Source organism: Synechococcus sp. PCC 7502, assembly GCF_000317085.1.
Lineage (GTDB): Bacteria > Cyanobacteriota > Cyanobacteriia > Pseudanabaenales > Pseudanabaenaceae > PCC-7502.
In genome coordinates this window covers 2,907,978-2,934,305 of record NC_019702.1, presented here as the reverse complement: position 1 = coordinate 2,934,305, position 26,328 = coordinate 2,907,978, and the positions used below count along the sequence as shown (strand labels likewise).

At 40.3% G+C, this 26,328-nt stretch carries 33 protein-coding genes, 1 tRNA gene and 3 pseudogenes; 11 read left to right on the top strand and 26 right to left on the bottom strand.

The features are described 5' to 3' along the window. Positions 1 to 13: 13 nt before the first annotated feature. The 7 genes and pseudogenes from SYN7502_RS14685 to SYN7502_RS14655 form a co-directional block, all read right to left on the bottom strand. Positions 14 to 598, bottom strand: a complete 585-nt coding sequence (locus SYN7502_RS14685; protein WP_371257780.1) for a transposase — start codon at positions 596 to 598, stop codon at positions 14 to 16. Further along, positions 552 to 863 (bottom strand): transposase, encoded by a 312-nt coding sequence (locus SYN7502_RS14680; protein WP_015168135.1) that lies wholly within the window; start codon positions 861 to 863, stop codon positions 552 to 554. Before SYN7502_RS14680 ends, SYN7502_RS14685 begins: the two co-directional genes overlap by 47 nt. Positions 864 to 886: 23 nt before the next feature. Then, a pseudogene (locus SYN7502_RS14675) lies at positions 887 to 1,174 on the bottom strand (transposase); the annotation flags it as partial. Positions 1,175 to 1,350: 176 nt separating this feature from the next. After that, complete coding sequence (locus SYN7502_RS19440; protein WP_081581074.1) at positions 1,351 to 1,527, bottom strand: transposase; 177 nt, start codon at positions 1,525 to 1,527, stop codon at positions 1,351 to 1,353. 76 nt (positions 1,528 to 1,603) lie between these two features. Then, on the bottom strand, positions 1,604 to 3,421 hold the full coding sequence (locus tag SYN7502_RS14665) for an ABC transporter ATP-binding protein (protein ID WP_015169559.1): 1,818 nt from the start codon (positions 3,419 to 3,421) through the stop codon (positions 1,604 to 1,606). A 16-nt stretch (positions 3,422 to 3,437) separates the two neighbouring features. Continuing rightward, a complete protein-coding gene (locus tag SYN7502_RS14660) occupies positions 3,438 to 4,016 on the bottom strand; it encodes a Uma2 family endonuclease (protein WP_015169558.1) in 579 nt (192 codons plus the stop codon). Positions 4,017 to 4,021: 5 nt separating this feature from the next. Beyond that, positions 4,022 to 5,527 carry a DASH family cryptochrome gene (locus SYN7502_RS14655; protein WP_015169557.1) on the bottom strand — a complete coding sequence of 502 codons (1,506 nt, stop codon included), beginning with the start codon at positions 5,525 to 5,527 and terminating at the stop codon, positions 4,022 to 4,024. 93 nt (positions 5,528 to 5,620) lie between these two features. Between SYN7502_RS14655 and SYN7502_RS21190 the strand changes: the two genes are divergently transcribed. Continuing rightward, positions 5,621 to 5,752: a hypothetical protein gene (locus SYN7502_RS21190; RefSeq protein ID WP_015169556.1), complete on the top strand. Its 132-nt coding sequence runs from the start codon at positions 5,621 to 5,623 to the stop codon at positions 5,750 to 5,752. Here the strand turns inward: SYN7502_RS21190 and SYN7502_RS14650 are convergent. The 3 genes from SYN7502_RS14650 to katG all read right to left on the bottom strand — a co-directional run bounded on the left by SYN7502_RS14650 (position 5,749) and on the right by katG (position 9,705). Then, positions 5,749 to 6,255 carry a type I restriction enzyme HsdR N-terminal domain-containing protein gene (locus SYN7502_RS14650; protein ID WP_041429527.1) on the bottom strand — a complete coding sequence of 169 codons (507 nt, stop codon included), beginning with the start codon at positions 6,253 to 6,255 and terminating at the stop codon, positions 5,749 to 5,751. The two genes, SYN7502_RS21190 and SYN7502_RS14650, sit on opposite strands and share 4 nt — an antisense overlap. Positions 6,256 to 6,933: 678 nt before the next feature. Further along, positions 6,934 to 7,092, bottom strand: coding sequence for a hypothetical protein (locus SYN7502_RS21475; protein WP_168130376.1), 159 nt, complete (start codon positions 7,090 to 7,092; stop codon positions 6,934 to 6,936). 438 nt (positions 7,093 to 7,530) lie between these two features. Then, entirely contained in the window at positions 7,531 to 9,705 is a 2,175-nt protein-coding gene (gene katG / locus SYN7502_RS14640; RefSeq protein WP_015169554.1) for a catalase/peroxidase HPI, read from the bottom strand. A gap of 477 nt (positions 9,706 to 10,182) precedes the next feature. Between katG and SYN7502_RS14635 the strand changes: the two genes are divergently transcribed. Next, positions 10,183 to 11,169 (top strand): aldo/keto reductase, encoded by a 987-nt coding sequence (locus SYN7502_RS14635; protein ID WP_015169553.1) that lies wholly within the window; start codon positions 10,183 to 10,185, stop codon positions 11,167 to 11,169. 53 nt (positions 11,170 to 11,222) lie between these two features. On the opposite strand, the gene SYN7502_RS14630 is transcribed toward SYN7502_RS14635, so the two are convergent. From SYN7502_RS14630 to SYN7502_RS14620, 3 genes are read right to left on the bottom strand one after another with little or no spacing between them, the layout of a single operon-like run. Continuing rightward, on the bottom strand, positions 11,223 to 11,693 hold the full coding sequence (locus SYN7502_RS14630) for an exodeoxyribonuclease VII large subunit (protein ID WP_015169552.1): 471 nt from the start codon (positions 11,691 to 11,693) through the stop codon (positions 11,223 to 11,225). After that, on the bottom strand, positions 11,680 to 12,294 hold the full coding sequence (locus SYN7502_RS14625) for a methyltransferase domain-containing protein (RefSeq protein WP_015169551.1): 615 nt from the start codon (positions 12,292 to 12,294) through the stop codon (positions 11,680 to 11,682). Before SYN7502_RS14625 ends, SYN7502_RS14630 begins: the two co-directional genes overlap by 14 nt. Beyond that, positions 12,278 to 13,072 carry a peroxiredoxin-like family protein gene (locus SYN7502_RS14620; RefSeq protein WP_015169550.1) on the bottom strand — a complete coding sequence of 265 codons (795 nt, stop codon included), beginning with the start codon at positions 13,070 to 13,072 and terminating at the stop codon, positions 12,278 to 12,280. The genes SYN7502_RS14625 and SYN7502_RS14620 overlap by 17 nt, the downstream gene beginning before the upstream one ends. A gap of 63 nt (positions 13,073 to 13,135) precedes the next feature. Here SYN7502_RS14620 and SYN7502_RS14615 point away from each other — a divergent pair, with 63 nt between their 5' ends. Beyond that, on the top strand, positions 13,136 to 13,750 hold the full coding sequence (locus SYN7502_RS14615; protein WP_015169549.1) for a class I SAM-dependent methyltransferase: 615 nt from the start codon (positions 13,136 to 13,138) through the stop codon (positions 13,748 to 13,750). A gap of 123 nt (positions 13,751 to 13,873) precedes the next feature. Continuing rightward, complete coding sequence (locus tag SYN7502_RS14610) at positions 13,874 to 15,223, top strand: cytochrome P450 (protein ID WP_015169548.1); 1,350 nt, start codon at positions 13,874 to 13,876, stop codon at positions 15,221 to 15,223. A 133-nt stretch (positions 15,224 to 15,356) separates the two neighbouring features. Here the strand turns inward: SYN7502_RS14610 and SYN7502_RS21055 are convergent. The 5 genes and pseudogenes from SYN7502_RS21055 to SYN7502_RS14590 form a co-directional block, all read right to left on the bottom strand. Then, positions 15,357 to 15,512 (bottom strand): annotated as a pseudogene (locus SYN7502_RS21055) (IS630-like element ISMae24 family transposase); the annotation flags it as partial. Between the two features lie 107 nt (positions 15,513 to 15,619). Next, positions 15,620 to 15,874 carry a hypothetical protein gene (locus SYN7502_RS21470; protein ID WP_371257777.1) on the bottom strand — a complete coding sequence of 85 codons (255 nt, stop codon included), beginning with the start codon at positions 15,872 to 15,874 and terminating at the stop codon, positions 15,620 to 15,622. A 163-nt stretch (positions 15,875 to 16,037) separates the two neighbouring features. Next, positions 16,038 to 16,340, bottom strand: a complete 303-nt coding sequence (locus tag SYN7502_RS14600) for a transposase (protein WP_041429525.1) — start codon at positions 16,338 to 16,340, stop codon at positions 16,038 to 16,040. Positions 16,341 to 16,542: 202 nt separating this feature from the next. Then, positions 16,543 to 17,097: a hypothetical protein gene (locus tag SYN7502_RS14595; protein ID WP_051023642.1), complete on the bottom strand. Its 555-nt coding sequence runs from the start codon at positions 17,095 to 17,097 to the stop codon at positions 16,543 to 16,545. A 202-nt stretch (positions 17,098 to 17,299) separates the two neighbouring features. Continuing rightward, a tRNA-Val gene (locus SYN7502_RS14590) sits at positions 17,300 to 17,373 on the bottom strand. 662 nt (positions 17,374 to 18,035) lie between these two features. Between SYN7502_RS14590 and SYN7502_RS21570 the strand changes: the two are divergent. From SYN7502_RS21570 to folP, 7 genes and pseudogenes are all read left to right on the top strand, one after another. Beyond that, a pseudogene (locus SYN7502_RS21570) lies at positions 18,036 to 18,252 on the top strand (IS701 family transposase); the annotation flags it as partial. A gap of 74 nt (positions 18,253 to 18,326) precedes the next feature. Further along, on the top strand, positions 18,327 to 18,620 hold the full coding sequence (locus SYN7502_RS14585) for a PIN domain-containing protein (RefSeq protein ID WP_246828928.1): 294 nt from the start codon (positions 18,327 to 18,329) through the stop codon (positions 18,618 to 18,620). A 329-nt stretch (positions 18,621 to 18,949) separates the two neighbouring features. Next, a protein-coding gene (gene prfB, locus SYN7502_RS14580; RefSeq protein WP_144050227.1) for a peptide chain release factor 2 occupies positions 18,950 to 20,057 on the top strand; the annotation gives its coding sequence in 2 pieces (ribosomal slippage) (positions 18,950 to 19,021 and positions 19,023 to 20,057; 1,107 coding nt in all). A 43-nt stretch (positions 20,058 to 20,100) separates the two neighbouring features. Further along, complete coding sequence (locus SYN7502_RS14575) at positions 20,101 to 20,532, top strand: DUF4168 domain-containing protein (RefSeq protein ID WP_015169546.1); 432 nt, start codon at positions 20,101 to 20,103, stop codon at positions 20,530 to 20,532. Positions 20,533 to 20,663: 131 nt separating this feature from the next. Then, positions 20,664 to 20,843 carry a PCP reductase family protein gene (locus SYN7502_RS14570; protein ID WP_015169545.1) on the top strand — a complete coding sequence of 60 codons (180 nt, stop codon included), beginning with the start codon at positions 20,664 to 20,666 and terminating at the stop codon, positions 20,841 to 20,843. Positions 20,844 to 20,902: 59 nt separating this feature from the next. Continuing rightward, a complete protein-coding gene (locus tag SYN7502_RS14565) occupies positions 20,903 to 21,454 on the top strand; it encodes a Uma2 family endonuclease (protein ID WP_246828927.1) in 552 nt (183 codons plus the stop codon). Between the two features lie 92 nt (positions 21,455 to 21,546). Next, positions 21,547 to 22,380: a dihydropteroate synthase gene (gene folP, locus SYN7502_RS14560; protein WP_015169543.1), complete on the top strand. Its 834-nt coding sequence runs from the start codon at positions 21,547 to 21,549 to the stop codon at positions 22,378 to 22,380. A gap of 319 nt (positions 22,381 to 22,699) precedes the next feature. On the opposite strand, the gene SYN7502_RS14555 is transcribed toward folP, so the two are convergent. The 8 genes from SYN7502_RS14555 to SYN7502_RS14525 all read right to left on the bottom strand — a co-directional run bounded on the left by SYN7502_RS14555 (position 22,700) and on the right by SYN7502_RS14525 (position 26,055). After that, the gene (locus SYN7502_RS14555) at positions 22,700 to 23,299 is read right to left on the bottom strand and encodes a cupin domain-containing protein (protein ID WP_015169542.1); all 600 of its coding nucleotides are present in this window, start codon (positions 23,297 to 23,299) and stop codon (positions 22,700 to 22,702) included. Between the two features lie 50 nt (positions 23,300 to 23,349). After that, positions 23,350 to 23,802 carry a sigma-70 family RNA polymerase sigma factor gene (locus tag SYN7502_RS14550; protein ID WP_081581073.1) on the bottom strand — a complete coding sequence of 151 codons (453 nt, stop codon included), beginning with the start codon at positions 23,800 to 23,802 and terminating at the stop codon, positions 23,350 to 23,352. A gap of 113 nt (positions 23,803 to 23,915) precedes the next feature. Then, the gene (locus SYN7502_RS21465) at positions 23,916 to 24,170 is read right to left on the bottom strand and encodes a hypothetical protein (protein ID WP_371257777.1); all 255 of its coding nucleotides are present in this window, start codon (positions 24,168 to 24,170) and stop codon (positions 23,916 to 23,918) included. Positions 24,171 to 24,208: 38 nt separating this feature from the next. Continuing rightward, positions 24,209 to 24,370: a hypothetical protein gene (locus SYN7502_RS21460; protein WP_246828903.1), complete on the bottom strand. Its 162-nt coding sequence runs from the start codon at positions 24,368 to 24,370 to the stop codon at positions 24,209 to 24,211. Then, positions 24,324 to 24,635, bottom strand: a complete 312-nt coding sequence (locus SYN7502_RS14540; protein WP_015168135.1) for a transposase — start codon at positions 24,633 to 24,635, stop codon at positions 24,324 to 24,326. The genes SYN7502_RS21460 and SYN7502_RS14540 overlap by 47 nt, the downstream gene beginning before the upstream one ends. Positions 24,636 to 24,876: 241 nt before the next feature. Continuing rightward, positions 24,877 to 25,323, bottom strand: a complete 447-nt coding sequence (locus SYN7502_RS14535) for a photosystem I reaction center subunit XI (RefSeq protein ID WP_015169541.1) — start codon at positions 25,321 to 25,323, stop codon at positions 24,877 to 24,879. An 18-nt stretch (positions 25,324 to 25,341) separates the two neighbouring features. Beyond that, positions 25,342 to 25,467: a photosystem I reaction center subunit IX gene (gene psaJ, locus SYN7502_RS14530; RefSeq protein ID WP_015169540.1), complete on the bottom strand. Its 126-nt coding sequence runs from the start codon at positions 25,465 to 25,467 to the stop codon at positions 25,342 to 25,344. 12 nt (positions 25,468 to 25,479) lie between these two features. After that, positions 25,480 to 26,055 carry a photosystem I reaction centre subunit III gene (locus SYN7502_RS14525; protein ID WP_015169539.1) on the bottom strand — a complete coding sequence of 192 codons (576 nt, stop codon included), beginning with the start codon at positions 26,053 to 26,055 and terminating at the stop codon, positions 25,480 to 25,482. Between the last annotated feature and the right edge of the window lie 273 nt (positions 26,056 to 26,328).

Below are 26,328 nucleotides of genomic sequence, written 5' to 3'. Positions count from 1 at the left end.
TATAGAGCCTGTTTCATATCTCATGAGTAGCAATTCTTTTTAGCATCAAACGAATAAAGCAAAGATTGAGTTTAGCTGTAGCATTAACGAGAGTTCTCTCAAAGTTCTTAACTAAGATTTTGCATCTTTCAACCCAAGCATTTGACCTTTCAATTACCCACCTTGTCGGCACAACTACAAACCCAGACAGACCTTTTTCTGCCTTCTGTTGCTTTGATACCTTAGGAGAAATTTCAAACCTAATCTTAGTCATAATCTCAGGATAAACCTTCTGTAAATCAGTCGTCAATTTTTCGATATGATAACCACTATCCAGCAATATCGTAGTTAGGGTAATGTCATCTGGCTTCGATTTGAAGTAATCAATGTTAAACGTTAACATCTCAATCAGTCCTTGGTCATCTGATACATTTGCTCTTGTTAAATAGGTGAAAAAAGGAAATCCCAGTATGTCAACGGCTAAATGTCTTTTGATCCCGTTAGTTGCTTTGTAGGAGCAGAAGCCCTTGGATTCTATACTTGCATTACAAGTATTTTTCACTGCTTGTGAGTCAATGATGATTAAAGTTGTCCATTTTGATTTTTTTTGACTGTTCACGGGCTGTTGAATGCAAAGCTTCCATAATCGCAGTAAATGTACCTGTATCTTTCCACTCCTTGTAGTATCGATACACTGTAGAGAATGGTGGTAAGTCTCGGGGCATATCTCGCCAATTACAACCGTTTTTGAGTTGGTAGAGTATGCCGTCTAAAATTTGTCTTTTTGTCCAAGTTGGCGGTCTAGTTTGCTTTTTCTTTGGGAGCAATGGTTCTATAATTTCCCATTCTTTATCTGTTAGGCTACTTGAGTATGGATTTAGCATTTTCTAAGTATCATACATCTTGCTCATAATAGATATGAAACAGGCTCTATAAATCCCTTCTGATTATCTGGACTTTTACTTACTTCCCAGACCCAATTAAAGTTTTCTTTAACCCAATCTGTCATCTCTGCTCCAGAATATCCTTTATCTACTAATATCTTTTTTAGTCTTGTCAATGGATATTTTAAGCTTTCTAATAGTAACTTTGCACTGGCTCGTTCTCCAATGTCAGCAGTGTGTACAACCACTCCTACTAATAATCCCAGAGTATCTACGATAATATGCCGTTTTCTACCCTTGATTTTTTTGCCTCCATCAAAACCTCAGCTCCCTGCACTTTCCGTTGTCTTCATCGTTTGACTATGTAGACTTGCCAAACTTGCTGTTGCTTCTCTTCCATCCTCTATCCTTACTCGTTCACTTAATTTCTGATTTATCTCTACCATTAACCGGATGAATGTCCATCTTCGGAAGTAGAAATATACGGTTAATCATGCGGTAAGTTTTTCCATGTACAGCCATTTTTGAATATGTAGAAAATACCATTCACGACTTCTCGCTTATCTACAATTACTGGTCTATCTAGCTTTGATGGGGTTAGTAGCATTCCTCCAATTATTTCCCATTCCTGATCTGTTAAATCACTGTCGTAGCTTTGGCGCATTTTTTATTACTAATATTTTTTCTTTACTAAGTATATATGCTTTATTAAATGGGTTCTTAAGTAGGCTCTAAAAGATTTAGATAAAACTTGGGGATTCCTGAAGAGAGTGCAGGCGGTGATAAATACCATTTTGGGCTAGAAGTGCCTGATGGCTTCCCACTTCTGCAATTTTGCCCTGATCTAGTACCACAATTTTATCAGCCTCCCGCACTGTACTCAGGCGATGGGCAATAATAATCATGGTTCTTGTCCCTTGTAATTGGCTCATTGCTAGCTGAATTGCTCGTTCGGATTCATAATCTAAACTTGACGTTGCCTCATCAAAGATCAAAACATCTGGCTCCACTAATAAAGCCCTAGCAATTCCTAGTCTTTGTCTTTGTCCTCCCGACATTCTAACTCCTCTCTCGCCAACTATGGTGTTATATCCTTGGGGCAGAAGACGGATAAATTCATCTACTTTAGCAATACGGCAGGCTGCTTCTATCTGTTCGGAATTGGCGTTACGATTGCCATAGATAAGATTTTCATAGAGGCTACCATTAAAAACATCTACTTCTTGATGCACGATCGCCAAGCGTTTACGATAACCTGAAATATTTAAGTTCCGAATATCTTCGCCATCCATCAAAATCCGACCATGACTTGGTTCAAAATAACGGAAGAGAAGTTTAACTAAAGTCGATTTCCCTGAACCCGATCGCCCCACCAATGCCACCGTTTGATAAGGCTCAATTAATAGTTGAATATTCTGTAAAACGGGATTTTTGGGATCATAACTAAAGCTGATATTAGAAAACTCCACCTTGCCAGTAAAGTTATAGGTTTTAGCACGATCAATTCCCGCAATGCCAATACTGTCGGATTCTCTGCCCACAGGTAAATGCATAAACTCATGGAATCTCAACATAGAAGCATAGCGGCGGGCAAAAACTTCGCCTAAGTTACTAATCGGTTCCAATTCCGAATAAGCCATGCTCGAAACTGTAAGGGTGGTAATGAAATGCCCGATAGATATTTGTCCTTGTACCGTAGCAATGAGACTAAGTGCCAACACTAAAAATACGCAACTCTGAACAAAAGTGCGCTGTTGTGTGCCTAATCTAACATAGCCAAGGTGAATATCATACAAAACCACCTTTAATTCTCGGTCTAGGCGATCGCTTTGACGTTTCATTTCCGAGGCTTCACTGGCAAAAGCTTTAACGGTTTTAATATTAGTAATAATTTCTGAAGTTCGACTTTCCGTATTCTCTTGATGTTTGTCTAAAATTTTTTCTTTATCGGTTAAGCGTTTGAGATTGCGAAAACTGAAATTAAGAATAAACAAAAAGGAAATCAAAAAGAAGATGGCAATCTGCCAATCAATCAACAAAATCATCACAAAGATCCCCAAAACTCGGCACAGCTTAGGAATCATTTGCCCTGCAATTTCTGGATATGTCCAAGTCAGATTAGATATGCCCCGAGCCACTCTACCCGCAATTCGCCCTGGGTTATTTTCATCATAAAATTCCAAGGGTAAAGTTAGAACTTTTGCTAAAGCCTTTTGACTTCCATCTCGTCTCGCTCTTAGGGCAATTCCCCAGTGAAACCATGCTCCAATCCAAGGCTGAATCGGTGCCCGTAGTACGGATACCACAAAAATGATGCCTAATAAAACACCTAACGCTAGAGGTTTATCCTCAATTAATCCTGTCACTGTAGATGCCGTCACCACCATATTTTGGATTAACTGATCTGGGGGTTGCTCAGATAAGACATTCAGGATTTGTCCAATCGTATAGGGAACGATAAGATCAATAACTTCAAATAAACTGGAGGCGGTAATGCTAAAAATCGCCGCCCCTCGATAGGCGCGAAAATAATTTAAAATATCCAACATTTTTGCCATTGGCTTAGTCTTGATCCTATTCAAAAATATCGGTGAGTTTAATTTCTAAATCTGGCACCACTGCCGAAGTGATCCTATCCTCACCTGTTAAAATTAGTTCTTCGTAAAATCCATCTACTAGTGTTAAAAGAGTTACTTTTTTTAGTTCGGGATCGACAATCCAATACTCTAAAATTCCCCTAGCCGCATATTCTGATCGCTTATACCGATAATCTCGATCGCTATTTTCTTTCCCTGGTGATACTACTTCAATGGCAACTAAGGGGGCGGGCATATCGTGCCTTATGGTGCCTTGACTTTTACCTCTTAAAGCTTTTACGCATTCATCTCCTAGGATCATAAGATCGGGTATTCTCACTGTTGCTCTCCATCCCGAGACTTCCAGCATAATATCTTTATGGGCCAATTGGATTGCTGGTACAAATCTTGCTAATTGGATCAGAATTTTTATGGCAAAACTGCAATTTTCATAGGATTCAGGCGGCATTGCTACTAATTCTCCATCCACTAATTCATAACGAGTATCGGTTCCATCATCGTAGGCATAGAATTCTTCTAGGGTTAAATATTTTGGGGTAGAGATAGTTTGAATCATGACAATTACCGCCTAAAATTTGATCTCTTGTTACTACTCTTACTATTCTGACCGATCGCACAGGCAGAGTTGTAAGCTTTTTGGTTAACTTTTACGGAATGATCTAAATCTAGAATCGGGGCAGGATAATCTTTGCCAATCCGAATTTGCGATCGCTCTTGTTCAATTTCTAATAATTTCCACGGTGTATGAACTTTAACGGTTGGCACTGATTGCAATGCGGGCAGCCAATGCTTTACATATTTACCCTCGGGATCATAATCCTGGGACTGCTTCAGAATATTGAAATAGCGAAATCCCCTCGCATCATTTCCCACCCCAGCCGTATAGTTCCAGTTGCCCCAGTTACTACACACATCATAATCAATCAGCATCGACTCAAACCATTCTGCGCCAAGTTGCCAATTAATTCCCATATTTTTAGTTAAAAAACTCGCCACATTTTGTCGTCCTCGGTTGGACATAAACCCTGTGGCTGCTAACTCTTGCATATTGGCATCAATTAACGGAAATCCAGTTTTTCCCATCTGCCATAATTTAAATTTATCTAAATCCTCTGACCAAGGTAGATTTATACCCTGTAAACCTGAAACTTTGAATATTCTGTTCCCATGCTTGGTTGCTATAAACCGAAAGTAATCTCGCCACAACAGTTCAAAAACTAGCCAATAGGTAGAATCATTCTTGATACGCTCCTGTTCATACTTCTGGATTTGGGCATAGATATAACGAGGACTAATGCAGCCTAAAGCTAGCCAAGGTGAAAACTTAGAAGAATAATTACCCCCTAGCATGGCATTGCGGGTTTCTTTGTAGGTAGCGATAAGGTCACTTTGCCAAAAATAATAATCCAATCTCTCTAATGCTTGGGTTTCCCCACCTATAAATTTAATTACCGCCCTTGGATCAGCGATCGCAGGCTCTAAACCTAATTCCTCTAAAGTTGGCATCTCGCCTATTTCTAAATCTTGCAGTGATGGTAAATACGTTGGAATCGGGACGCAGGGGTTAACTGTGCAAAATTTTTCAACTTCTTTACGAAAACTGGTAAATAGTTCTGGCAAACGGTCAATGGCAAAAGGTAGAGCATCTGGGTGATAAAGCGTATTTCCCCAAAAGGATTCCGACTTTATACTGATTTTTTTGAGATTATCAATTAACTTTGCCTCAACCTTAATTTCTTCAGAAGTTACCTCTGCATGGAAATAAACATCCGTAGCTTGAATTTGGGCTGCTAATTCTGGGATTACTAACTCTGGTAAACCTTGACGAATAATGAGATTACTGCCTAGAGATATAAATTTATTTCTTAAATCCGTTAAACTTTCTAGTAAAAATTTGGCTCTAAATGATCCTGTTTTAGGAAATCCAAAGCTTGTTTGGGCAAAGTGTCTTGGATCAATACAATAAATCGGAATAATTTGTGCCTTAGTTTGAATCGCTCTATATAATGCTTCGTGGTCATGGGATCGCAAGTCATTCCGAAACCACACAATTATTTTTTTTGACATTTGTTTTTTGCAATTCAAAGAAATTTGAGACAAACTACAGAAATCCAAATAGGAGTAATATCAGAATAACAATTATTCCTAATCAGGTGGTCTATGCTGACTGTTACTGATCCCATCACCCAAAAACTGAATTTTGATAAATTTATTAAACAATGTTCTGATGAAGGTCGCTATGAGTTAGTAAATGGAGAAATTATTGAGGTGAGGTCTGGACTAAATGATTAGTGATGATGATATTGGCGAAGCTGGGTTAACGCCACATAATCATCATTAATAATTTCATCAATAAGTTTCTGGCGATCAGGCATGGTTTTTTGATAACCGATCACAGATTTAGGTGTTGGAAAATGTGTAATGATTTCTGAATTACCACGTTCCAAGTCCCAAAAATAATGCAAATTACCATTAGAAAGAATTACAAAACGGCATTTCTGAGACTGGGCATATTGACGCGCGTGTTCCTTCCCCACAAGAGGATGAATGTCTCCAGCCTTTGCTTCTAAAACAATAAATGGAAATCCCTTTTCATTCAAGAGCAGAAAATTAATAAAGTCCTTACTCGTCCTTTCAAAGTTCTCCCCAAACTCATCCAAATCCGATGACGTACGCTTTACACCAGCCTCAAGGCATATATTCGTTGAATTACCCCCTTCCGCAAAAAAACGCCAGCCTGCCATTTCAAACAATTTGTTGATTTTGATTCTGGCTGTAGCTTCATTATTTCCCATTTAGATTCTCAGTATCAGTTGATATGCAAGTAGTACGATAACAAGCCCCATAATTCGAGCTTTAGCATCAGAAATACTCTTTGCTGAAGTACAAATATTAAGTTTGCAAAATTTCTCGTCTCTAAGGGCATCGACCTAAAATTACATATGAAGTGTTATTGGCACTATATTAGCTAAAACCTAACAACATAGCGATCGCTACTATCGAAAGTAAAGCCTGCTTATGCTTAGAGTGCTTTATAGCTTTTTGCGATCACAACACTCCAACAAACTATAGACTCAGATTCTTTTTTGGGCGTTGCAGAGTTTAGTATGAACCAAATATTGTTTAAAGGCTAGGAATAATATCCAGCATAAGCTTTAATTTCTAGGGTTTGTATATTTCATACCTATATCTGCAACGCCCTTTTTTGTTAATCTGATACTTTTAAGCCATTGATATTTACGAAATAGGTTCAATTCTTTCCCAAATGCGATCGCAAAAGAATGCAGAGCGAATTATCCAACCTAATTTGTCTCTAAAGCTAAGTCTTCTTCTTTCCAAAGGTGGATCGAGGAAATCTAAACACATTAAAATTGTCGATAAAATTATGCCGACTATTCCTGCTATTACAGGCGCTATAGGAGTGATCGCTATACTAAATAAGAATGCTAATAAGCTACATATCCCTATCAAAGCTAATTTTTTACCTCAAACAATAAGGCTCTAAAAACATCGGAGATTGTCCTGCCAAAACTAAAAGTCTCTTCTGTGGGTAAATTATTAACTTTCAGCTTTTCAACTTGTTCGGCTAGCTGACCGTACCAATGTGAGCCTATGATTACACCTATTTGCACGATCAATAGTCCAACTAATATCAATATGCTTAAGCCAAAGATAAAATGGAGGATACCAGATAGAACAGGGCAAATTTATGATCGCTGTATCTATCCACTGCAACCCAGGAATTAGTAAACCAAAGTACAGAGCTATACCGACAAAAACATTAATCAAAATTGGAATGGTGATATAGCCCCATAGAGACGGATTATTTTTCAAAAAGTTAAATGCTTGAAAATGATAACTAATTCCCATTTAAGTTACTCATATTCTTGATTGGTTAATATTACCCTTTGTTCCTCAAGATATTCTCGGCATTTACCAGTTAAACCCATACCCTCTTCATAGAGTTCCAGTAAAAATGCGACGGAACGCATAGGGGGTTACGTCTTGACATACATAAATGTATATCCCCACACTTCGATGATGAACAGTGCAGGGACAAATATTATCGGTTAGTCTAGATCGAAGCGATCGGCATTCATTACCTTTGTCCAAGCTGCCACGAAGTCCTGCACAAACTTTTCTTGGTTATCATCCTGTGCATAGACTTCGGCATAGGCACGCAGGATTGAATTGGAGCCGAAGACGAGATCTACCCTTGTCGCCGTCCATTTGACCTGATCCGTCTTGCGATCGCGGATTTCATATAGGTTCTTACCGACTGGCTTCCATAGGTAGTTCATGTCCGTCAGGTTCACAAAGAAATCGTTAGTTAAGAGACCTTCGCGATCGGTGAACACACCATGCTTAGTGGCACCATAATTGGTATTCAAAACGCGCAGACCACCAACCAGCACCGTCATCTCAGGCGCAGTTAACCCCATCAGTTGCGTGCGATCGAGCATCAGCTCTTCAGGTTTGACGGCATAGTCCTGCTTTAGCCAGTTACGATAGCCATCGTGGATAGGTTCAAGAGGTTCAAACGATTCGGCATCGGTCAACTCATTAGTTGTGTCACCACGACCAGGGAAGAAGGGAACGGTAATATCAAAACCAGCAGCCTTGGCAGCCTGCTCGATACCTATATTACCCGCCAGCACAATAACATCTGCAACGCTAGCATTAGTATCCGCCACGATGCCTTCTAGGATAGCTAAAACCTTGGAGAGACGAATAGGCTCGTTGCCTTCCCAATCTTTCTGCGGAGCAAGGCGGATACGTGCCCCGTTTGCTCCTCCACGCTTGTCCGAGCCTCGAAACGTTCTGGCGCTGTCCCAAGCAGTACACACCATTTCGCTAATGCTCAAACCGCTAGCTGCAATCCTATCCTTCACAGACTGTACATCATAGTTGGTGTTTCCAGCAGGAATCGGATCTTGCCAGATTAGGTCTTCTTGAGGCACATCAGGACCAATGTAACGAGTCTTTGGTCCCAAATCTCGATGGGTCAGTTTGAACCAAGCTCGCGCAAAAACATCCGCGAAGTAGTCAGGGTCATGGTAGAACCGCTCGGAAATCTTGCGATATTCGGAATCCATCTTCATAGCCATGTCGGCATCGGTCATGACCAAGTTGCGGCGGATCGTGGGATCTTCGACATCAAGGGGTTTGTCTTCTTCCTTGGGGTTGATGGGTTCCCATTGCCACGCACCAGCAGGACTTTTTTTCAACTCCCAGTCATAATTGAGCAACATATGGAAATAGCCGTTGTCCCATTGGGTGGGATGCGTCGTCCATGCACCTTCAATACCACTGGTTACGGTGTCGCGACCAATGCCACGATGGGTCTTGTTGTTCCAACCTAATCCCTGTTCTTCGAGTTCTGCGGCTTCAGGTTCTGTACTGAGCAACGCAGCATCGCCATTACCGTGGCATTTGCCCACCGTGTGACCACCAGCAGTAAGGGCAACAGTTTCCTCGTCATTCATCGCCATTCGGGCAAAAGTCACCCGTATATCATGGGCAGTCTTGAGGGGATCGGGATTGCCGTCTACGCCTTCGGGGTTGACGTAAATCAGCCCCATCATCACTGCGGCTAATGGATTTGCCAGATCTCGTTCACCAGAATAGCGACTGTGGGGATTGTTGCTGGGGGCTAGCCATTCCTTTTCAGATCCCCAGTAGATATCTTTTTCGGGATGCCAGATATCTTCCCTGCCAAAGGCAAAGCCGAAGGTCTTTAGTCCCATAGATTCATAGGCAATCGTACCTGCGTAGGCAATTAAATCCGCCCAACTGATCTGGTTGCCATATTTCTTCTTGGTAGACCAGAGCAAACGACGAGCCTTGTCTAGGTTTGTATTGTCTGGCCAAGAGTTGAGGGGTGCAAACCGTTGATTGCCAGTCCCTGCTCCGCCACGACCATCCGCTATCCGATAGGTACCTGCTGCGTGCCAAGTCAGGCGGATCATCAGCCCACCATAGTGACCCCAGTCCGCTGGCCACCACTCTTGGCTGTCCGTCATCAGGGCGTACAAATCTTGTTTGAGCGCGGCTACATCAAGTTTCTTAACTTCTTCTCGATAGTTGAAGTTTGCTCCCATCGGATTAACCTTGCTATCGTGCTGATGCAAAATATCGAAATTGAGCGCTTTAGGCCACCATTCCATGTTCGATGTGCTAGTCGTTGTAACACCACCATGCATCACTGGGCATTTGCCACTGATGGCTGCCGTATTGTCATTCATCTTCTATTTTCTCTCGTGAGTTGGTATAGATATATCTTCTATATGAACAGCACAATATGTTTACTCAAAGCGACCACTTTGGATTACAACCAGTTTGTTCAAAACACATATCTATAAAATTATACGAAATCTTTCTAGCTACCATAACAAATTGGGGTATTTTATAGACAGCACCTCATCATATTAAAACTCTCGATCAAAATATTCATAGTTAGAAAAAATCAAACAGCTTATAGGAAGTTTTTTGAGACTCGTTAATACTGCCCCTGAGACTATCATCAAATAACTGTTCTAAATATAAAAGTTGAGTCACTGCCAGAATATAAAACTTGGATCTTTCCAACCCCCCCCAAGGAAGGACTTGATATTTGCTAACAAATCACACAATCGCTGAAACCCATTTGATTCGTTGCATAGTGAGAATGACTGAAATTTATGCAGTGTTATTATCTTTATTGTAAATAAGAGGTGAAGATCATGAAATTACGCAAGCTTGGTAATCAAGGATTAACAGTTTCAGAACTAGGTTTGGGCTGCATGGGCATGTCTGATTTTTATGCTGGTCGAGATGATCAAGAAGCGATCGCTACAATTCACCTTGCACTTGATTTAGGGGTTAATTTTCTGGATACTGCCGATATGTATGGCCCTTTTACTAATGAGAAACTGGTGGGACAAGCAATTAAAGATCGCCGCGATCAGGTGGTATTAGCAACTAAATTTGGTAATGTCCGCACCGCCGAAGGAGGATGGCTAGGAATTAGTGGCAAACCAGAATATGTGTTTCAGGCTTGTGATGCCTCTTTACAAAGATTAGGCGTAGATGTGATCGATCTTTATTATCAACATCGGGTTGATATCACCGTGCCTATTGAAGAGACAGTTGGGGCAATGGCAGAACTGGTAAAACAAGGTAAGGTGCGTTATTTGGGTCTGTCTGAAGCCGCCCCTGCAACAATTCGCCGCGCTCAAGCCGTCCATCCCATCTCAGCATTGCAAACTGAATATTCTCTATGGAGTCGTGATCCCGAAGATGAGATTATACCTACGATTAGAGAACTAGGTATTGGTTTTGTGCCTTACAGTCCCTTGGGAAGAGGATTCCTTTCTGGTGCCATTACTAATCCTGAAGACCTTGCTGTTGATGACTATCGCCGTAATTCTCCCCGATTTCAAGGAGATAATTTTTATAAGAATTTAGAACTAGTGGAACGGGTAAAGGCGATCGCATCTGAGAAAGGAATTACCACAGGGCAACTAGCTCTAGCATGGCTTTTAGCTCAAGGAGAGGATATTGTTCCGATTCCAGGTACAAAACGACGATCTTACCTAGAAGAGAATGTGGCAGCAACGGCAGTAGTATTAACTGCTGAAGATCTCCGTCGTATTGAAGAATCAGCACCAAAAGGAGTTGCCGCCGGCGATCGCTATCCTGCCCAAAACATGATTGCTCTTAATCGCTAGTAAATATAACAAAAATCCAAATTGTAATTAAGGCTTATCCTAGAACCCTAAATTTAGGCAAATGCCCGACAAAACCGACTATCTCCAAGGTGTAATTGAACGACTGACCTTTCATTCTGAAGAGACAGGGTATGTGATCGCTTCTGGTCAAAATATCCTCTAGATTCTAAATCCTGTTTTAGTCGTTCAAAAGCCAGATATAGCTCACGTTGACCAGCAGGTATTAAACTTTGGCAATCGATCTGATATTTACCCCTCGTGGCATAGACCGTCAGCTTACCCATAGCAATTACTCGCATTCCATCATTAGGCATAAACGAGATTTGCTTGCTACCCCAAAGGACGCAATCTATTTGCGACTCATCATCTTTGAGTGTGAAATACGTATGCCCAGAGGACGCAGCTTTAGCTTTATAGCCCGAAATTTCACCCAGTACTCTAACTTCACAAATCCCATCTCTGAGCAGCTTTATAATCTTTTGGGTTAAGGCAAAAACACTAATTTCTGAGTTACTTTTTATCATTTCTAATTAATCTTTGAAAACGTGCCAAATATTCCTCTCCTTGCCGAGACTCTATAGAATTTATTGCAGGACTAATTACCGAAGTATTAAATCTGGGAGAAAATAGTTTATCAATCTCTTCTAAATTGCTGCCAAACGGTGGACCACCTATTCGATTATGTGCCCAGAACAGAGCAATAAGCTCTCCTTGTGGTTTTAAGATTGAATGTACCAGTTTTACATAATCTTCTCTCTGAGAAGGAGCGATCGCACAAAAGCAAGTATGCTCTACCACATAATCAAATGCACCCAGGAATTCCCGATCTAAGTCAAAAATATCCCGTCGCAGAAATTTAGCAGTTAAACCCATAGAATCTGTAAGGCTTTTAGCATCAGCGATCGCACTAGGGGAAAAGTCAAAACCAGTTACATCAAATCCATACTTAGCAAATAACAAAGCATCATGTCCCCGCCCACAGCCAATCACCGCAACTTTGCCCAAGGTTAGTACAGATGATTCCAGTAAATTGATAAATGGTGGGCCTGCTTGTCCAATATCCCATTTATCAGACTTCTCCTGATAGCGTTGTTCCCAATAATTAGAATCAGTTATTTGTGACATTTGTTGGTTCCATATTTGAATAATTCGCCAGAAACGAAAGCGGACGACTCATATTCTCAGCAAATCCTAAAATACCCCGATCGCGATGTTCATAAAGAATTTGTCCTTGACTATCAATTAGAAACGTGCCGCCCCTTTGGGTAAGAAAATCAGCATTTGGCACATAAGTTCCCCAGTGACTTAGAACCTCAGACATATTCCGTAATCGTAAAGTCGCCAACTCAATCGGACGCTGAAAACCACTACCCCCGACCAAATTAAAAAATGAGCCTTTAAGCATAGGTAGGGGAAAAGCTTTTATCTCTTCATCACTGCCAATTAATTGGGGTGCAGAGCGATCGCCAGTATAACCACGAAACACTTCAGCCAAAGTTCCTGGGCTACCAATACCCGCGCACATCAGCATTAGATTCAGCCATGCATTTTGAGCATTAGAAAACAAAGGCAACTTCAAAGATAAACCTGCATACAAACCCAATTCCTTATGTAGTTCAGCATTTGGATCGACAAATAACCACTCAGGATTAAAACCCGTAAATTCACAAAATCTCTTGCCAGAAGAGCGATCGCCAATGCCAACCACCCGAACAGCCATAGTGGAAGGTAGAGTCTCACGCTGAAGCCACCAAGCATACTCCATGCTGTCAAAGTCTCCCAACTGAGGTAAAACTATCATCAGTATTTGCTTATAAGCATCACAGCCACTCAGAATTGGCATAATTTCACCATCACTGACCCTCTGACGTTGGGTATGTCTTAAGATTTCCACAGTATCCATGAGCAGGTTCTTATTGATCGCTTTATCAAGCATACTTTTATTTACAGTCATAGAAAATAAGTCATGGAACAGCAGGAACAAATAACGATCGCTGAATACCAACTCACCGCCGAAGATTACCGCAACGGCACTTGGAACCACGATGTATCTCAAAATCGTGAAGCCCTAATTGCCGCCATGTCCAAAGAGAAAGGTAAAATCCTCGACCTTGGCTGTGGTCCGGGTAGAGACTTAATTGCATTTCAAGAAATGGGTTATGAAGTCACTGGACTAGATGCAACACCAGCCTTTGTGGAAATGGCAAAGCAAACAGCAGGTTGCGAAGTCTGGCAGCAAAGTTTTTTGAGTCTCAATTTGCCCAATAATAGCTTTGATGGCATCTTTGCCAATGCTTCTCTAATCCATGTACCGAGTGCAGAAATGCTAGGAGTTCTTAAACATCTAAATCAGGCATTAAGCGATTACGGTGTTTTATTAATGTCAATGGTTCGCGGCGATCAGGAGGGCTTTTCTGAGCGTCCCACAGGTTATCGCTACGTCACAGGTTGGGAATATGAAACCCTAAAACCAAAGCTAAAAGCAGCAAAATTTCAAATACTCCATCATTACTTTCGCCCCCAAGGAGTGCCAATTGCAGAATGCCCTTGGTTAGTAATTGTGGCTCGAAAGATAAGTTGATGAAATGTGAAGATAACTAAGACTCATATCCTAAAACGAGTATCTAAACTTCAGCCGCCTTGTAATAGTTCGATAATATCCATAAGTCGATGCTAATGTCCGAATTCACTTATCTAAATATTTATGACCATACCGCCTACCATTAATTCGCCTAAAGTCCTGCAATTATGGAAATGGATTGTTGAACCACTCGATTATTTGCATAAGTTTGATCGCGAGTGTGGAGATATTTTTACAGTGAATATGTCTAGCGTCTTTAACGGCGCTGTATTTGTCAGCCATCCTCAAGCAATTCAACAAGTATTAACAAGCGATACTAAACAATTTTCAGCCCCTGGATCGATCAATCAAATCTTAAAGCCTTTTCTAGGCGATCGCGGGGTTATCCTCTTAGATGGACGTGAGCATCGACAACGCCGACAATTACTGATGCCCCAATTTCATGGTGATAAAGTACGGAATTATACCAATGCGATCCAACAAATCACTAGAAACTTAATTGCAGGATGGCAAGTAGGAGAGAAACTTAATGTCAGAAAAGAGATGGAAAAAATTACACTCTCAGTCATTTTACAAACCGTCTTTGGGTTAGATCGAGATAAAAGATACGATCAAATTCGGGAAAAATTATCCAAAATGCTCTCACTAATTGAATCTCCAATTAATGCTGCTTTTCTATTTCTTCCGTTTATGCAAAAAGATTTAGGTGCTTGGAGTCCCTGGAGGCGTTTCGTCCGCGATCGCGCTGAGCTAGATCGGCTAATCTATGATGAAATTAGCGATCACCGTCAAAATAGTAACGAAGAGCGATCTGACATTTTAAGTATGTTGATTAGCTCCCAAGATTCCGATGGCAATAGGATGAGCGACCTAGAATTACACGATGAATTGATGACTCTTTTATTTGCAGGGCATGAAACTACTGCAACCGCTCTAGCTTGGGCAATATATTGGATTAATTATCTGCCTGAAGTTAAACAAAAATTACTGACAGAAATTGCGACTTTAGGGACAGAACCAGATGCCATATCCCTAAGTAAACTTCCATACCTAAATGCAGTATGTGCCGAAACTTTAAGAATTTATCCCGTGGGAATGCTAACGTTTCCAAGAATTACTAATGAATCAATATCAATCCGTGGTTATGAAATCAAACCAAATACCGTAGTAATGGGTTGTATTTATCTCACTCATCACCGCGAAGATACCTATCCCGACCCACATCTATTCAAGCCCGAACGGTTTTTAGAGCGTCAGTTTTCACCCTATGAATACTTGCCTTTTGGTGGCGGTAGTCGGCGCTGTGTGGGCATGGCATTGGCGCAATTAGAACTCAAATTAGTCATAGTTGAAATTCTATCTCACTGTCAATTACAGCTAATTGGAAAACTCCCAATTATGCCCGTTCGTCGTGGGGTAACATTAGCACCAAATGGAGGTGTAAGCGCGCGGGTAAAAAGTAAATACGTGTAAAGCGATCGACATTCTTATTTAGCAAATTTTGCGATCGCTACTGTAAACATTTCTAGTGAGAATTAGGTATCGCTTAGAAAAAGTTACCCCTAGAACCTATCTCTCAAAACAATCAGTTGAATATCTTAAGTAGCTACGCAAAATTAATTACATATTCCTTTCCAAATTCTCGAAGGATTTTTTCAACATAAGAGACTAAGTTTTCCCAACTTTCATATACTTTAAGTTCAATCCATTCATACTTCATAAAACGCCATAAAATTTCAATCAAGTTTAACTGAGGGCTATAGAGCCTGTTTCATATCTCATGAGTAGCAATTCTTTTTAGCATCAAGCGAATAAAGCAAAGATTGAGTTTAGCTGTAGCATTAACGAGAGTTCTCTCAAAGTTCTTAACTAAGATTTTGCATCTTTCAACCCAATTACCCACCTTGTCGGCACAACTACAAACCCAGACAGACCTTTTTCTGCCTTCTGTTGCTTTGATACCTTAGGAGAAATTTCAAACCTAATCTTAGTCATAATCTCAGGATAAACCTTCTGTAAATCAGTCGTCAATTTTTCGATATGATAACCACTATCCAGCAATATCGTAGTTAGCGTAATGTCATCTGGCTTCGATTTGAAGTAATCAATGTTAAACGTTAACATCTCAATCAGTCCTTGGTCATCTGATACATTTGCTCTTGTTAAATACCCAGAGTGTCAACGGCTAAATGTCTTTTGATCCCGTTAGTTGCTTTGTAGGAGCAGAAGCCCTTGGATTCTATACTTGCATTACAAGTATTTTTCACTGCTTGTGAGTCAATGATGATTAAAGTTGTCCATTTTGTATTTTTTTTGACTGTTCACGGGCTGTTGAATGCAAAGCTTCCATAATCGCAGTAAATGTACCTGTATCTTTCCACTCCTTGTAGTATCGATACACTGTAGAGAATGGTGGTAAGTCTCGGGGCATATCTCGCCAATTACAGCCGTTTTTGAGTTGGTAGAGTATGCCGTCTAAAATTTGTCTTTTTGTCCAAGTTGGCGGTCTAGTTTGCTTTTTCTTTGGGAGCAATGGTTCTATAATTTCCCATTCTTTATCTGTTAGGCTACTTGAGTATGGATTTAGCATTTTCTAAGCATCATACATCTTGCTCATAATAGATATGAAACAGGCTCTATAAGAGGGTAACTGGAAAATCTCGATTTGCTGGTTCTTCCACTCCTCCAACTTCTCTTGAATCATTTGACTTGTATGGATAGAGGCTGGCGTTGCAGATATAGGTATGAAATATACAAACCTTAGAAATTAAAGCTTATGCTGGATATTATTCCTAGCCTTTAAACAATATTTGGTTCATACTAAACTCTGCAACGCCCAAAATTAATTGAATCTCAGTAGTAGAGAAAGGTTTAACCCGCTTTGTCTCAGTAGTTTTAATCTTGGGTATATGGACAGTCCAAGGGTTAGCATCGGCAATCTGATATTTACCCCTTGCAAACTCCCAACAGCTTTGTAGTAACCACACACGTTCTTTAGCAGTACGACTAGATACCCGTTCTAATTGCAATGCCACAAAATTACCCGCTAGGTTTTCCGTAACCTTACTGGTAGTAATATTTAGTGACTTTTCTAAATGTCTTTCGAGTGGTTTATATCTTGCTTCAAGCGATCGGGGTGATAAACATTTCTGCTTACTTTGATATTGAGTAAATTTCTGGAATAACTCAACCGTACTTATTTCCGTGGCATTTTTACCCCTTGTTAAGGGCTTGTACTTTAGTAAGGTCGGATCAAAGTATCCTGCTTGAATATCTAGCTCAATCTGGGCTGCTTTTTGCTTTGCGACTGCCCTACCAGTTGGGTCATCGTTAACACCGCAAGACATACATCTAAAGACGCTTGCCCTGGTATATCCAACGTAGCCTTAATCTGCCATCGTGATTTTCTATGGTAATTTTCATCGGGGTAATTTTACAACCCAAATAACCCTTAAAAGACCATATTTATATCTCATGTTGAGAATGAATGCACTTTTAGAATTTACTTGGAAATCCCAAAAGCCTTACCAGTTATGGCTCCCCAGCCAATGAACACAAGTGGACTCGAACCACCGACCCCCACGATGTCAACGTGATGCTCTAACCAACTGAGCTATGCGTTCTTAGGTTTAAAATATAACATAAGTTAAGCTAGGTCGTACTTATAGGGCTTGTAAAAATTTTTAAGAACTGAGTGTCAAGAGGTAGGTTATAAACTAAATTTTTGGCATTGCACAAATATAAAGATGGGTGAGTAAATATAAAGATAACAAGTTTAAACAATGAAATGCCCCAAGTGTGGATCAACACATATTCGTAAGAATGCGAAACGAGGAGAATTGCGCTGATTGCGGTCATCAGTTCATTGATACATATTCAGCGCTTGGATATTCCCAAGATCTAAAAAAATATGCCTAAAAATATACTGCAACGGCATGGGATTTAGACAAATTGAGAGATGTACTGATGTTAGTCACAACTTAGTCATCAGAACATAGCACACCAATTACCATAACATTCCCCCTAGAGACTATTCCTGATGTTGGTGGACTAGATCAACTCGAGACCTTTGTTGGGTTAAAAAACGTGATTTGGCTATGAACTGCGGTGAATTATTTTCGTCAAGGTATATTGGCATGGGCATTAGGAGATTAAGACCCTATGGATAATGATAAAAGTTTAGCAATGCTATTTCTGGGTTACCTATGGCTACTGCATCTACAAAACTAGGACTTACGCAAAAGAGGAAATGAGTTAAAAAGGAAGAATGATTTGAGGGAGAGCAATGTCAAAAAAGTTTAATACGCTAGATTATTGTCAGTACTTGCTAAGTAGTCAGATAAACTACACAATCACGAATTTAGCAAGAAGGACATAGCCATGACAAGATCAACCGATATTTGGCATTCCAGAGATTAACACCGAGATTGCTATGGCAGAATGGGAAATTAATAATTGTGTCAGACGAAGCCGAGTATATGTACATACTGTTTGACGACACTGGGATACACGCCGCAGTGACTTCCAACTATACTCATCTCAGGCAGTCGTAAGAGAAACTTCCCAAGGTGATACTATGATCGCATCTCAAAGACTAGAAATCCTTCGTAATTTTTTGCTACTAGACTTGAACCAATCCGTGTTTGGTTTAGCAGTGCAGTTTTTGGAACGCAGTAACCTTCCTGCAAAAGCTGATGTTGATGCTGTTCACATTGCTGCTGCTACCGTTCATGGCATGGATTACTTGCTCACATGGAACTGCAAGCACATTGCAAATGCTCAAATTCAGAGTAAATTAGCACAAATCAGTCTTGATTTTGGATACGAGTTGCCGATTCTTTGTACACCCTATGAACTTCTTGGAGGTTGATTATGTTTCAGGATGAGATTGTCGAGGAGATCCACAGAATTCGTGAAGAGTATTCACGTTCATTCAATCATGACTTAAAAGCTATCTTTACTGATTTGCAAAAGCAGCAAGCTGAAAGCGGCAGACAAGTTGTGAGCTTATCTCGAAAGCCTAGTTTAACTTCACGTTGGAGCGGACGGAATAGATATCTAGGTGAGAATGCACCGAATACTAGCCGCCCCTGAACTTAGTCGTTAAAGATAATTGATCAAGTTTTGGGCTGGTTAATAACTAAATCAATAATAAAGACTAAAATTAATACTGGAGATTAATAAAGAAATACAAAAAACATGGATTTAAGCGAAATCAAGATTAATACTGAAAGCCTATCTCAGCGCCTGGGTAAAACTCAGGAGTATCTTTGACTTTGCTGCTTTAGATGCCAAAATTCAAGACCTAGAGCAACTCTCGTCCCAACCAGAATTCTGGAATGATGCTGGCACCGCCCAAAAAACGATGCAAGAACTTGCCGAGACTAAGGCATATATTGAGCAATTTAAGAACTGGGAAAAGGGTATTGAAAATTTACAGGCGATCGCTGAGCTTTTAGAACTAGAACCCGATCAAGGTTTAATTACCGAAGCCGAAACTAATATTCATCAACTAGAGCAAGACCTTGATCGCTGGGAACTAGAGCAGCTTTTGTCGGGTGAATACGATCATAACGATGCTGTATTAACCATTAATGCGGGTGCAGGCGGCACCGATGCTCAGGACTGGGTAGAAATGCTATTGCGGATGTACACCAGATTTTGTGAATTTAAGGGTTATAAAGTCGAATTATCCGATCTATCTGAAGGTGAAGAAGCGGGGATAAAGTCCGTAACGATTGTGGTGCATGGTCGCTATGCCTATGGTTACTTAATTGCCGAGAAGGGTACCCATCGACTGGTACGAATTTCGCCTTTTAATGCCAACGATAAACGCCAAACCAGTTTTGCAGGAGTCGAGGTTATGCCCCTCCTGAATCAAGAGGTGAATCTAGAAATTGATCCAAAAGACCTAGAAATTACTACCACGCGGGCGGGTGGTAAAGGTGGACAAAACGTAAATAAAGTAGAAACGGCGGTAAGGATTACCCATATTCCCACGGGTATTTCCGTGCGTTGTAGTCAGGAGCGATCGCAATTACAAAATAAAACCATAGGCTTACAACTGTTAAAGGCAAAGCTACTAATTATTGCTAAAGAGCAACGGGCAAAGGAAATTTCCGATATTCGTGGCGATATAGTCGAGGCAGCTTGGGGGAATCAAATTCGTAATTATGTATTTCATCCTTACCAAATGGTTAAAGATTTACGCACAGGGCTGGAAACGACTAATATTCAAGATGTGATGAATGGGGAAATTGATTTCTTTATTCAAGGGTATTTAAGGCAACAAAATCAACTGAGTTAAGGTCAATAATAGTGATAGATACTGAAAAAAACTTTAATAAATCATGACTAAGTATTTTTCCCAGCTTACGTTGTTAGGCTACTTTATTTTGACTTTATTACCGAGTTTGCCAGTTCATGCTCAGGCAGTTCAATTCAGTGATGATCAAATTCGGCGTTATGCAGGTGCGGCTTCGGCGATCGAAAAAAAGCGCGAAGAAGTGTGGCGACGGGCTAGAAGCTATGAGGGTTGGACTAGCTTAAAAAGTAAAGCTGATACCCAAGGTGTAACTGTGTGTGGACTCAAAAAATCGGAACAACCACCCGTGATTCAAAGTTTGTGTGGTGAACTATTTGAGTTTTCCGAGCAGGAAATTCGCCGTAATGGATTTTCTACCAATCGTGATTTTAATCAAATTACCCAAGCTCAACAGCAAAATAATCAGTTGCAAAGAAGAATTCAAGTGGAAATCATTGAACAAAATAAGCTCAAATAAGCTTCACTCCCAGCAATAGGTCAGACAAACAGTATTTAACTGCTGAAATGTTGCAAGTTATTTAATCTAGGGTGAATAAACTTCTAATTAAATTACTCTATAAAAAGCTCTAATCAAATACTCAGCCTTCTATGTCAGACGATCCTGAAACTCTCATTTGGACACCTGAAGCTCAAGCCAAGTTACGAAATATTCCCTACTTTGTGCGATCGCAAGCCCGCCAGCGTATTGAAGAACTTACCTATGCCAGTGATAGCAATATTGTCACCGCCGAAATTGTGGAGCAAGCAAGAATAGAATTTGGGCAGTAGGTAAAACTAAACTCAGCATTGTTGATATTAACCGTATATCTTAGTAATTAGATATGGTGATGCAATTAGTCAGACACAAATTTACGGTAGAGCAATACCATCAAATGGCGGCAAATGGGATACTTTCCCAAAGCGATCGCCTAGAGCTAATTAATGGAGAAATTATTGAAATATCACCGATTGGGATGCTTCATGCAAGTTGCGTTAGAAGAATAATCAATCTATTAGCAGCAAAATTAGGGGATTTAGCGATCATTGATGCCCAGAACCCCGTTAAGTTAAATAACTCTTCAGAACCACAGCCTGATATAGCCTTACTTCGCAAACATGATCACTTTTATGCAACTGCTCATCCTCAGCCACAGGATATTTTTTTACTGATAGAAGTTGCAGATACTACGATCTCTACTGATCGCACAATTAAAGTTCCACTCTATGCAAGTAGCGGCGTTATTGAGTTATGGTTAGTAGATCTTAATTACCAAATCATAGAAGTTTATGCCGAACCCATAGGCGATCACTATAGATACATAAAGCAGTTTAAAGCTGGGCAAACCATTTATTTAAAGTCTTTCCCTAGGATTGATATTGAGGTTAATCAGATCATATAAACCTAGTAAAATTGCAGATAATCCTGAAATGCTTATTTGGAGATTCAAAGCTAAGAAATATTTCGTAGGACCTCAATAATTCAATAATAACTATGTGGCAAATTCGCGATCGGACTTTGGCTTGGGGAGAGCGCACCTATATTATGGGTGTAATTAACGTTACTCCTGATAGCTTTAGCGATGGCGGTTTATATACATCAGTGACATCGGCTTTAGCCCAAGCAGAACAACTGGCTCCCTACGTTGATATTTTAGACATTGGCGGTGAATCAACCCGACCTGGAGCAGAACCTGTAGATGGGGCTGAAGAAATTAATCGAGTTGTACCAGTAATTAAAGCAATTCGTGCCAATTATCCAGACCTACCGATTTCTATTGATACTACTAAAGTTGCCGTAGCAGAGGCAGCGATCGCCGCAGGCTCAGATATTGTTAATGATGTGTCCGCAGGTAGATTTGACCTAGAAATGCTCCCGTTTGTAGGCAAATATCAAGTACCAATCGTCTTAATGCACATGCAGGGACAACCACGCACAATGCAAAAGTATCCTAGTTATAAAAATGTAGTGGCAGAAGTTACACAGTTTTTACAAAATGGCATTACGATGGCGATCGCCTGCGGACTCCCCCAAAATTTAATTGCCATTGATCCAGGGCTTGGCTTTGGGAAAACCCTAGAACATAATCTCCAACTGCTAAGGGAACTGAAAAAACTCAAAACCTTAAAATGTCCAATTTTAGTTGGCGCATCCCGTAAAAGCTTTATTGGTAAGTTGTGTAATCAAGACAATCCCAGTGATCGCTTATTTGGTACGGCAGCAGCTTGTAGTGTAGCGATCGCTAATGGGGCAGATATTTTACGAGTGCATGATGCTAAGGAAATTAAGGATGTCTGTGCCGTAACAGATACGATTTATCGGTTTTAGCTTTCTTTTATAGAGCCTCTGTTGCCACAGAAAAAGAAGACCCGACCTTCAAATTGGACAAAAAGAGAAATCCTTAACGGTGTTTTATATCAACTAAAGAATTGACCAACCAACCAACCGTATTCTGGCACTACAAGCAATGGGGAAATGAAGGCGAAATCATGATACTTATACAGGCAAGGGTGTTTCCCAACTAATATATGAATTCGATTTATGTTATCAGGAGAACTATCTACCAAGTGTATCTCTGAGTTTAGTTTATCCTTTTTCTAAGGCTAATGCTCATAAGGCTTGCAGAAAATTAGACCTCAAATAGACTCTATAAAAATTGGTCATCTAAAGAAGTTGTTACCCAAAATAGACAGCCATTACGATTGGTGATAGGAGTATGAATTGAGTTGGGCGCACAGTAAATATAGTCACCTGCAGCAAAACAATCACCATCAATAATTAAATCTCCTTCTAAGATGTATATTTCTTCTGCTTCTGCATGTCTATGAGCAGGATATATAGTTCCAGGTTGACATCGCACTAGCCCTGAAAACCGACTGCGAGTTTGATCTACATGCAAAGAGGCAATACTAACGCCGGGGACTTGATCTGGATGGGGATACCATTTTAGATCGCTAGCTTTAACTTGAAAAGATAACTGCTCTGCGGCAATATCTGAAGTACCAATTGGCTTTTCCGTCGGATGTTCAGAATTAATTTTTTGCAATACTCGTTCCTTTAGCCCACTTGGTAGGGGGTATGGCTCCGAAGCATAGGGAATAGCCAAAGCTGCCATTTGCAATTTATCTAATTCAGTTTTCCATACCCGTGAGTCCTCTGCACAATTTTCCACTAGGGAGCGATCTCTTTCATCTAAGGCTCCGATTACATACAGGGAGGCAAGCTCTATAAAATCTTCATGGGTCATGGTTATTTGTTGCTCTTAGTTTTTATCAAATATTTTAATCATCAAAATTTCTATAGTTCAGGCTCTAAAATAGACCTAAGCTTTGCCAATCCTAAGCGAATCCGAGTTTTAGTCGTACCGAGGGATGTATCAGTGGCTACGGCAATTTCGGCATGGGTTAGCCCTTTATAATAAGCAAGTTGTAGTACCTCTCTTTGGGCATTAGGCAACTGGTCAAGAGCAAATTTTAGCCGATCGCCGAGTTCTTGATTTAATAAATTCTCCTCAGGCGTAACAGGTGGAGGTGATATAACTACGTTATCGGTACAGGCTAAATTCACTTTGTTTTTTCTACCTAAACTACGCAAGCGATCTAAGGCTCGACTACGGGTGATCATAAACATCCATGTGTCAACTCTTGCCTTACTGGGATTGTAGGATGCTGCTGACTTCCACACTTGATTAAATACGTCAATCACCACCTCTTCGGATTCTTCTGGAGAACCTAAAACTTTATAGGCAATGGTATAGAGCCTGTTTCATATCTCATGAGTAGCAATTCTTTTTAGCATCAAGCGAATAAAGCAAAGATTGAGTTTAGCTGTAGCATTAACGAGAGTTCTCTCAAAGTTCTTAACTAAGATTTTGCATCTTTCAACCCAATTACCCACCTTGTCGGCACAACTACAAACCCAGACAGACCTTTTTCTGCCTTCTGTTGCTTTGATACCTTAGGAGAAATTTCAAACCTAATCTTAGTCATAATCTCAGGATAAACCTTCTGTAAATCAGTCGTCAATTTTTCGATATGATAACCACTATCCAGCAATATCGTAGTTAGCGTAATGTCATCTGGCTTCGATTTGAAGTAATCAATGTTAAACGTTAACATCTCAATCAGTCCTTGGTCATCTGATACATTTGCTCTTGTTAAATACCCAGAGTGTCAACGGCTAAATGTCTTTTGATCCCGTTAGTTGCTTTGTAGGAGCAGAAGCCCTTGGATTCTATACTTGCATTACAAGTATTTTTCACTGCTTGTGAGTCAATGATGATTAAAGTTGTCCATTTTGATTTTTTTTGACTGTTCACGGGCTGTTGAATGCAAAGCTTCCATAATCGCAGTAAATGTACCTGTATCTTTCCACTCCTTGTAGTATCGATACACTGTAGAGAATGGTGGTAAGTCTCGGGGCATATCTCGCCAATTACAGCCGTTTTTGAGTTGGTAGAGTATGCCGTCTAAAATTTGTCTTTTTGTCCAAGTTGGCGGTCTAGTTTGCTTTTTCTTTGGGAGCAATGGTTCTATAATTTCCCATTCTTTATCTGTTAGGCTACTTGAGTATGGATTTAGCATTTTCTAAGCATCATACATCTTGCTCATAATAAATATGAAACAGGCTCTATAAATGATACGAGCGTAGCGATCGTATAGGAGCGACAGTGCCGTCTGATTTCGCTCTACAATTTGGTTCACCAGAGTTATCTCGTCAATATCAGGCTGAATACGCACAAAATTTGCAAAATAAAAGGGTGGAATTACCCACCCCTAAAGTTTACTACTTAAATTGAGCTTAAATTAAGCGAGTTAAATCGGCTTATATATGAGCAGCCATTAATAAGCTCAGGTTTGTGGTCAAGAAGTAGGCAGTTGCAGCACCACCACCACCGCCGACTATAAAGCCAGAGGCAAACTGAGCCCAACCATTTTCGCCGCCAAGCCAATCATCTTTACGAGGCTGGCTGTACGCATATAGGGAAAGAGTGATTGTTAAAATCAATACTAATCCCACAGCACCAACTAATCCTGCTAGTTCAGGGGCGATCGTGGTGGAATCTCTCAAAGGACCAAGCTTTGCGAAAGGTCCAAACAATAAATACCCATGAGCCATACCAATTTCTAGTCCTCTAGTTTGAGGTTCTAAGCCTTTACGGTAAGCAGGTAAATTTTCGATCAGAAACTTGCTGAAACTAGAACTATTTACAGGAGTAAGAAGATTACCCTCTTCCGGTCCTGCGGCTGGAGCCGAAACAAAATCAGTCATGATACATCTCCAAAGTATTTAAAAAGGGAATAACAACAAGTCAGGGAAAAAGCGATTAAATTCAATTAAAATTCCTGCGGTAAACAGTAACCAAGCCGTTGCGATTACAGGTGCAGAGGATAGATATTTAGTTAGGTCTTGCATAGATAATTTTCCTTAACGAGGTGATACAGTAACTTCTTTTTCGGAGGCAATTAATGAACCATCGCCAAGTTCTTTTAATGCGGCTAGGGGCCATGTAAAGCCAGTAAGCGCATAGCGTAAAGCTAGGGGAACATCAATGATAATTTCTTTTTGAGTTGCAGTAGAGGGGTCTTTACGCACAGCTCGCAGGTAATCTCGACCGACCCAACCAATCCACCCAGTGATGTAAAGGAAGAGTAAACCGGGAATTAGGAACTCGCCAGCGTGATCAAAACGACCATCAGAGATAATGTGAGGTAGTCCATCGGAGCCACACAATAGAGTAGAACTGGAATATTTGCTATAACGCTCTTGAGCCGCAGTAATTTTACCTTTTAGGTACTGAGCAGGTGCGCTGTTGGGAGCAAAGCTAGCAAGACGAGATGTGTATCCATCGATTTCTTTGTCGATAACATCCTTAAAGGCTTGGGAACTGCCACAGGGAGTTAAAGTATCAAAGGAGAATTCTGCATAGGCAGGCTGAGCAGTGGTGAGGTTGACCCCAAACCACAGACTTAATACTAAAATGAGAGCAAACAATCTTTGCATAGATTTACCTTTGTTTATAGGCTAAAGATTTCAAGGTTTTAATTAGTGAATTACCCTAGGATTAACACCGATTTAACTCTGTGTTTTTCTTTAATACAGCAACCTCTAATTAAAGTGAGTTGGAATAATCCAAATTATTGAATATGGCTGCAGATCATATATCTGTTGATACCCAGAGGTAAAGCAAAGTACATAAGATGTAAATTTTGTTCACAGTAGATTTGCAATAGATTTCAATTAAGATTCATCTTTGAACTACCTTCTTGGCATATC

Coding starts and splice junctions, on each gene's coding strand:
- SYN7502_RS19440 (WP_081581074.1), bottom strand. CDS start 1,527: ATGCGCCAAAGCTACGACAGTGATTTAACAGATCAGGAATGGGAAATA.
- SYN7502_RS21190 (WP_015169556.1), top strand. CDS start 5,621: ATGCTGACTGTTACTGATCCCATCACCCAAAAACTGAATTTTGATAAA.
- SYN7502_RS21465 (WP_371257777.1), bottom strand. CDS start 24,170: ATGTTAACGTTTAACATTGATTACTTCAAATCGAAGCCAGATGACATT.
- folP (WP_015169543.1), top strand. CDS start 21,547: ATGTGGCAAATTCGCGATCGGACTTTGGCTTGGGGAGAGCGCACCTAT.
- SYN7502_RS14660 (WP_015169558.1), bottom strand. CDS start 4,016: ATGATTCAAACTATCTCTACCCCAAAATATTTAACCCTAGAAGAATTC.
- SYN7502_RS14635 (WP_015169553.1), top strand. CDS start 10,183: ATGAAATTACGCAAGCTTGGTAATCAAGGATTAACAGTTTCAGAACTA.
- SYN7502_RS14585 (WP_246828928.1), top strand. CDS start 18,327: ATGATCGCATCTCAAAGACTAGAAATCCTTCGTAATTTTTTGCTACTA.
- SYN7502_RS14650 (WP_041429527.1), bottom strand. CDS start 6,255: ATGGGAAATAATGAAGCTACAGCCAGAATCAAAATCAACAAATTGTTT.
- psaJ (WP_015169540.1), bottom strand. CDS start 25,467: ATGCAAGACCTAACTAAATATCTATCCTCTGCACCTGTAATCGCAACG.
- SYN7502_RS14615 (WP_015169549.1), top strand. CDS start 13,136: ATGGAACAGCAGGAACAAATAACGATCGCTGAATACCAACTCACCGCC.
- SYN7502_RS14680 (WP_015168135.1), bottom strand. CDS start 863: ATGCTAAATCCATACTCAAGTAGCCTAACAGATAAAGAATGGGAAATT.
- SYN7502_RS14570 (WP_015169545.1), top strand. CDS start 20,664: ATGTCAGACGATCCTGAAACTCTCATTTGGACACCTGAAGCTCAAGCC.
- SYN7502_RS14625 (WP_015169551.1), bottom strand. CDS start 12,294: ATGTCACAAATAACTGATTCTAATTATTGGGAACAACGCTATCAGGAG.
- SYN7502_RS14655 (WP_015169557.1), bottom strand. CDS start 5,527: ATGTCAAAAAAAATAATTGTGTGGTTTCGGAATGACTTGCGATCCCAT.
- SYN7502_RS14555 (WP_015169542.1), bottom strand. CDS start 23,299: ATGACCCATGAAGATTTTATAGAGCTTGCCTCCCTGTATGTAATCGGA.
- SYN7502_RS14610 (WP_015169548.1), top strand. CDS start 13,874: ATGACCATACCGCCTACCATTAATTCGCCTAAAGTCCTGCAATTATGG.
- SYN7502_RS14540 (WP_015168135.1), bottom strand. CDS start 24,635: ATGCTAAATCCATACTCAAGTAGCCTAACAGATAAAGAATGGGAAATT.
- katG (WP_015169554.1), bottom strand. CDS start 9,705: ATGAATGACAATACGGCAGCCATCAGTGGCAAATGCCCAGTGATGCAT.
- SYN7502_RS14535 (WP_015169541.1), bottom strand. CDS start 25,323: ATGACTGATTTTGTTTCGGCTCCAGCCGCAGGACCGGAAGAGGGTAAT.
- SYN7502_RS14665 (WP_015169559.1), bottom strand. CDS start 3,421: ATGGCAAAAATGTTGGATATTTTAAATTATTTTCGCGCCTATCGAGGG.
- SYN7502_RS14630 (WP_015169552.1), bottom strand. CDS start 11,693: ATGATAAAAAGTAACTCAGAAATTAGTGTTTTTGCCTTAACCCAAAAG.
- SYN7502_RS14575 (WP_015169546.1), top strand. CDS start 20,101: ATGACTAAGTATTTTTCCCAGCTTACGTTGTTAGGCTACTTTATTTTG.
- SYN7502_RS14565 (WP_246828927.1), top strand. CDS start 20,903: ATGCAATTAGTCAGACACAAATTTACGGTAGAGCAATACCATCAAATG.
- SYN7502_RS14600 (WP_041429525.1), bottom strand. CDS start 16,340: ATGCTAAATCCATACTCAAGTAGCCTAACAGATAAAGAATGGGAAATT.
- SYN7502_RS14525 (WP_015169539.1), bottom strand. CDS start 26,055: ATGCAAAGATTGTTTGCTCTCATTTTAGTATTAAGTCTGTGGTTTGGG.
- SYN7502_RS14620 (WP_015169550.1), bottom strand. CDS start 13,072: ATGGATACTGTGGAAATCTTAAGACATACCCAACGTCAGAGGGTCAGT.
- SYN7502_RS14595 (WP_051023642.1), bottom strand. CDS start 17,097: ATGTCTTGCGGTGTTAACGATGACCCAACTGGTAGGGCAGTCGCAAAG.
- SYN7502_RS21470 (WP_371257777.1), bottom strand. CDS start 15,874: ATGTTAACGTTTAACATTGATTACTTCAAATCGAAGCCAGATGACATT.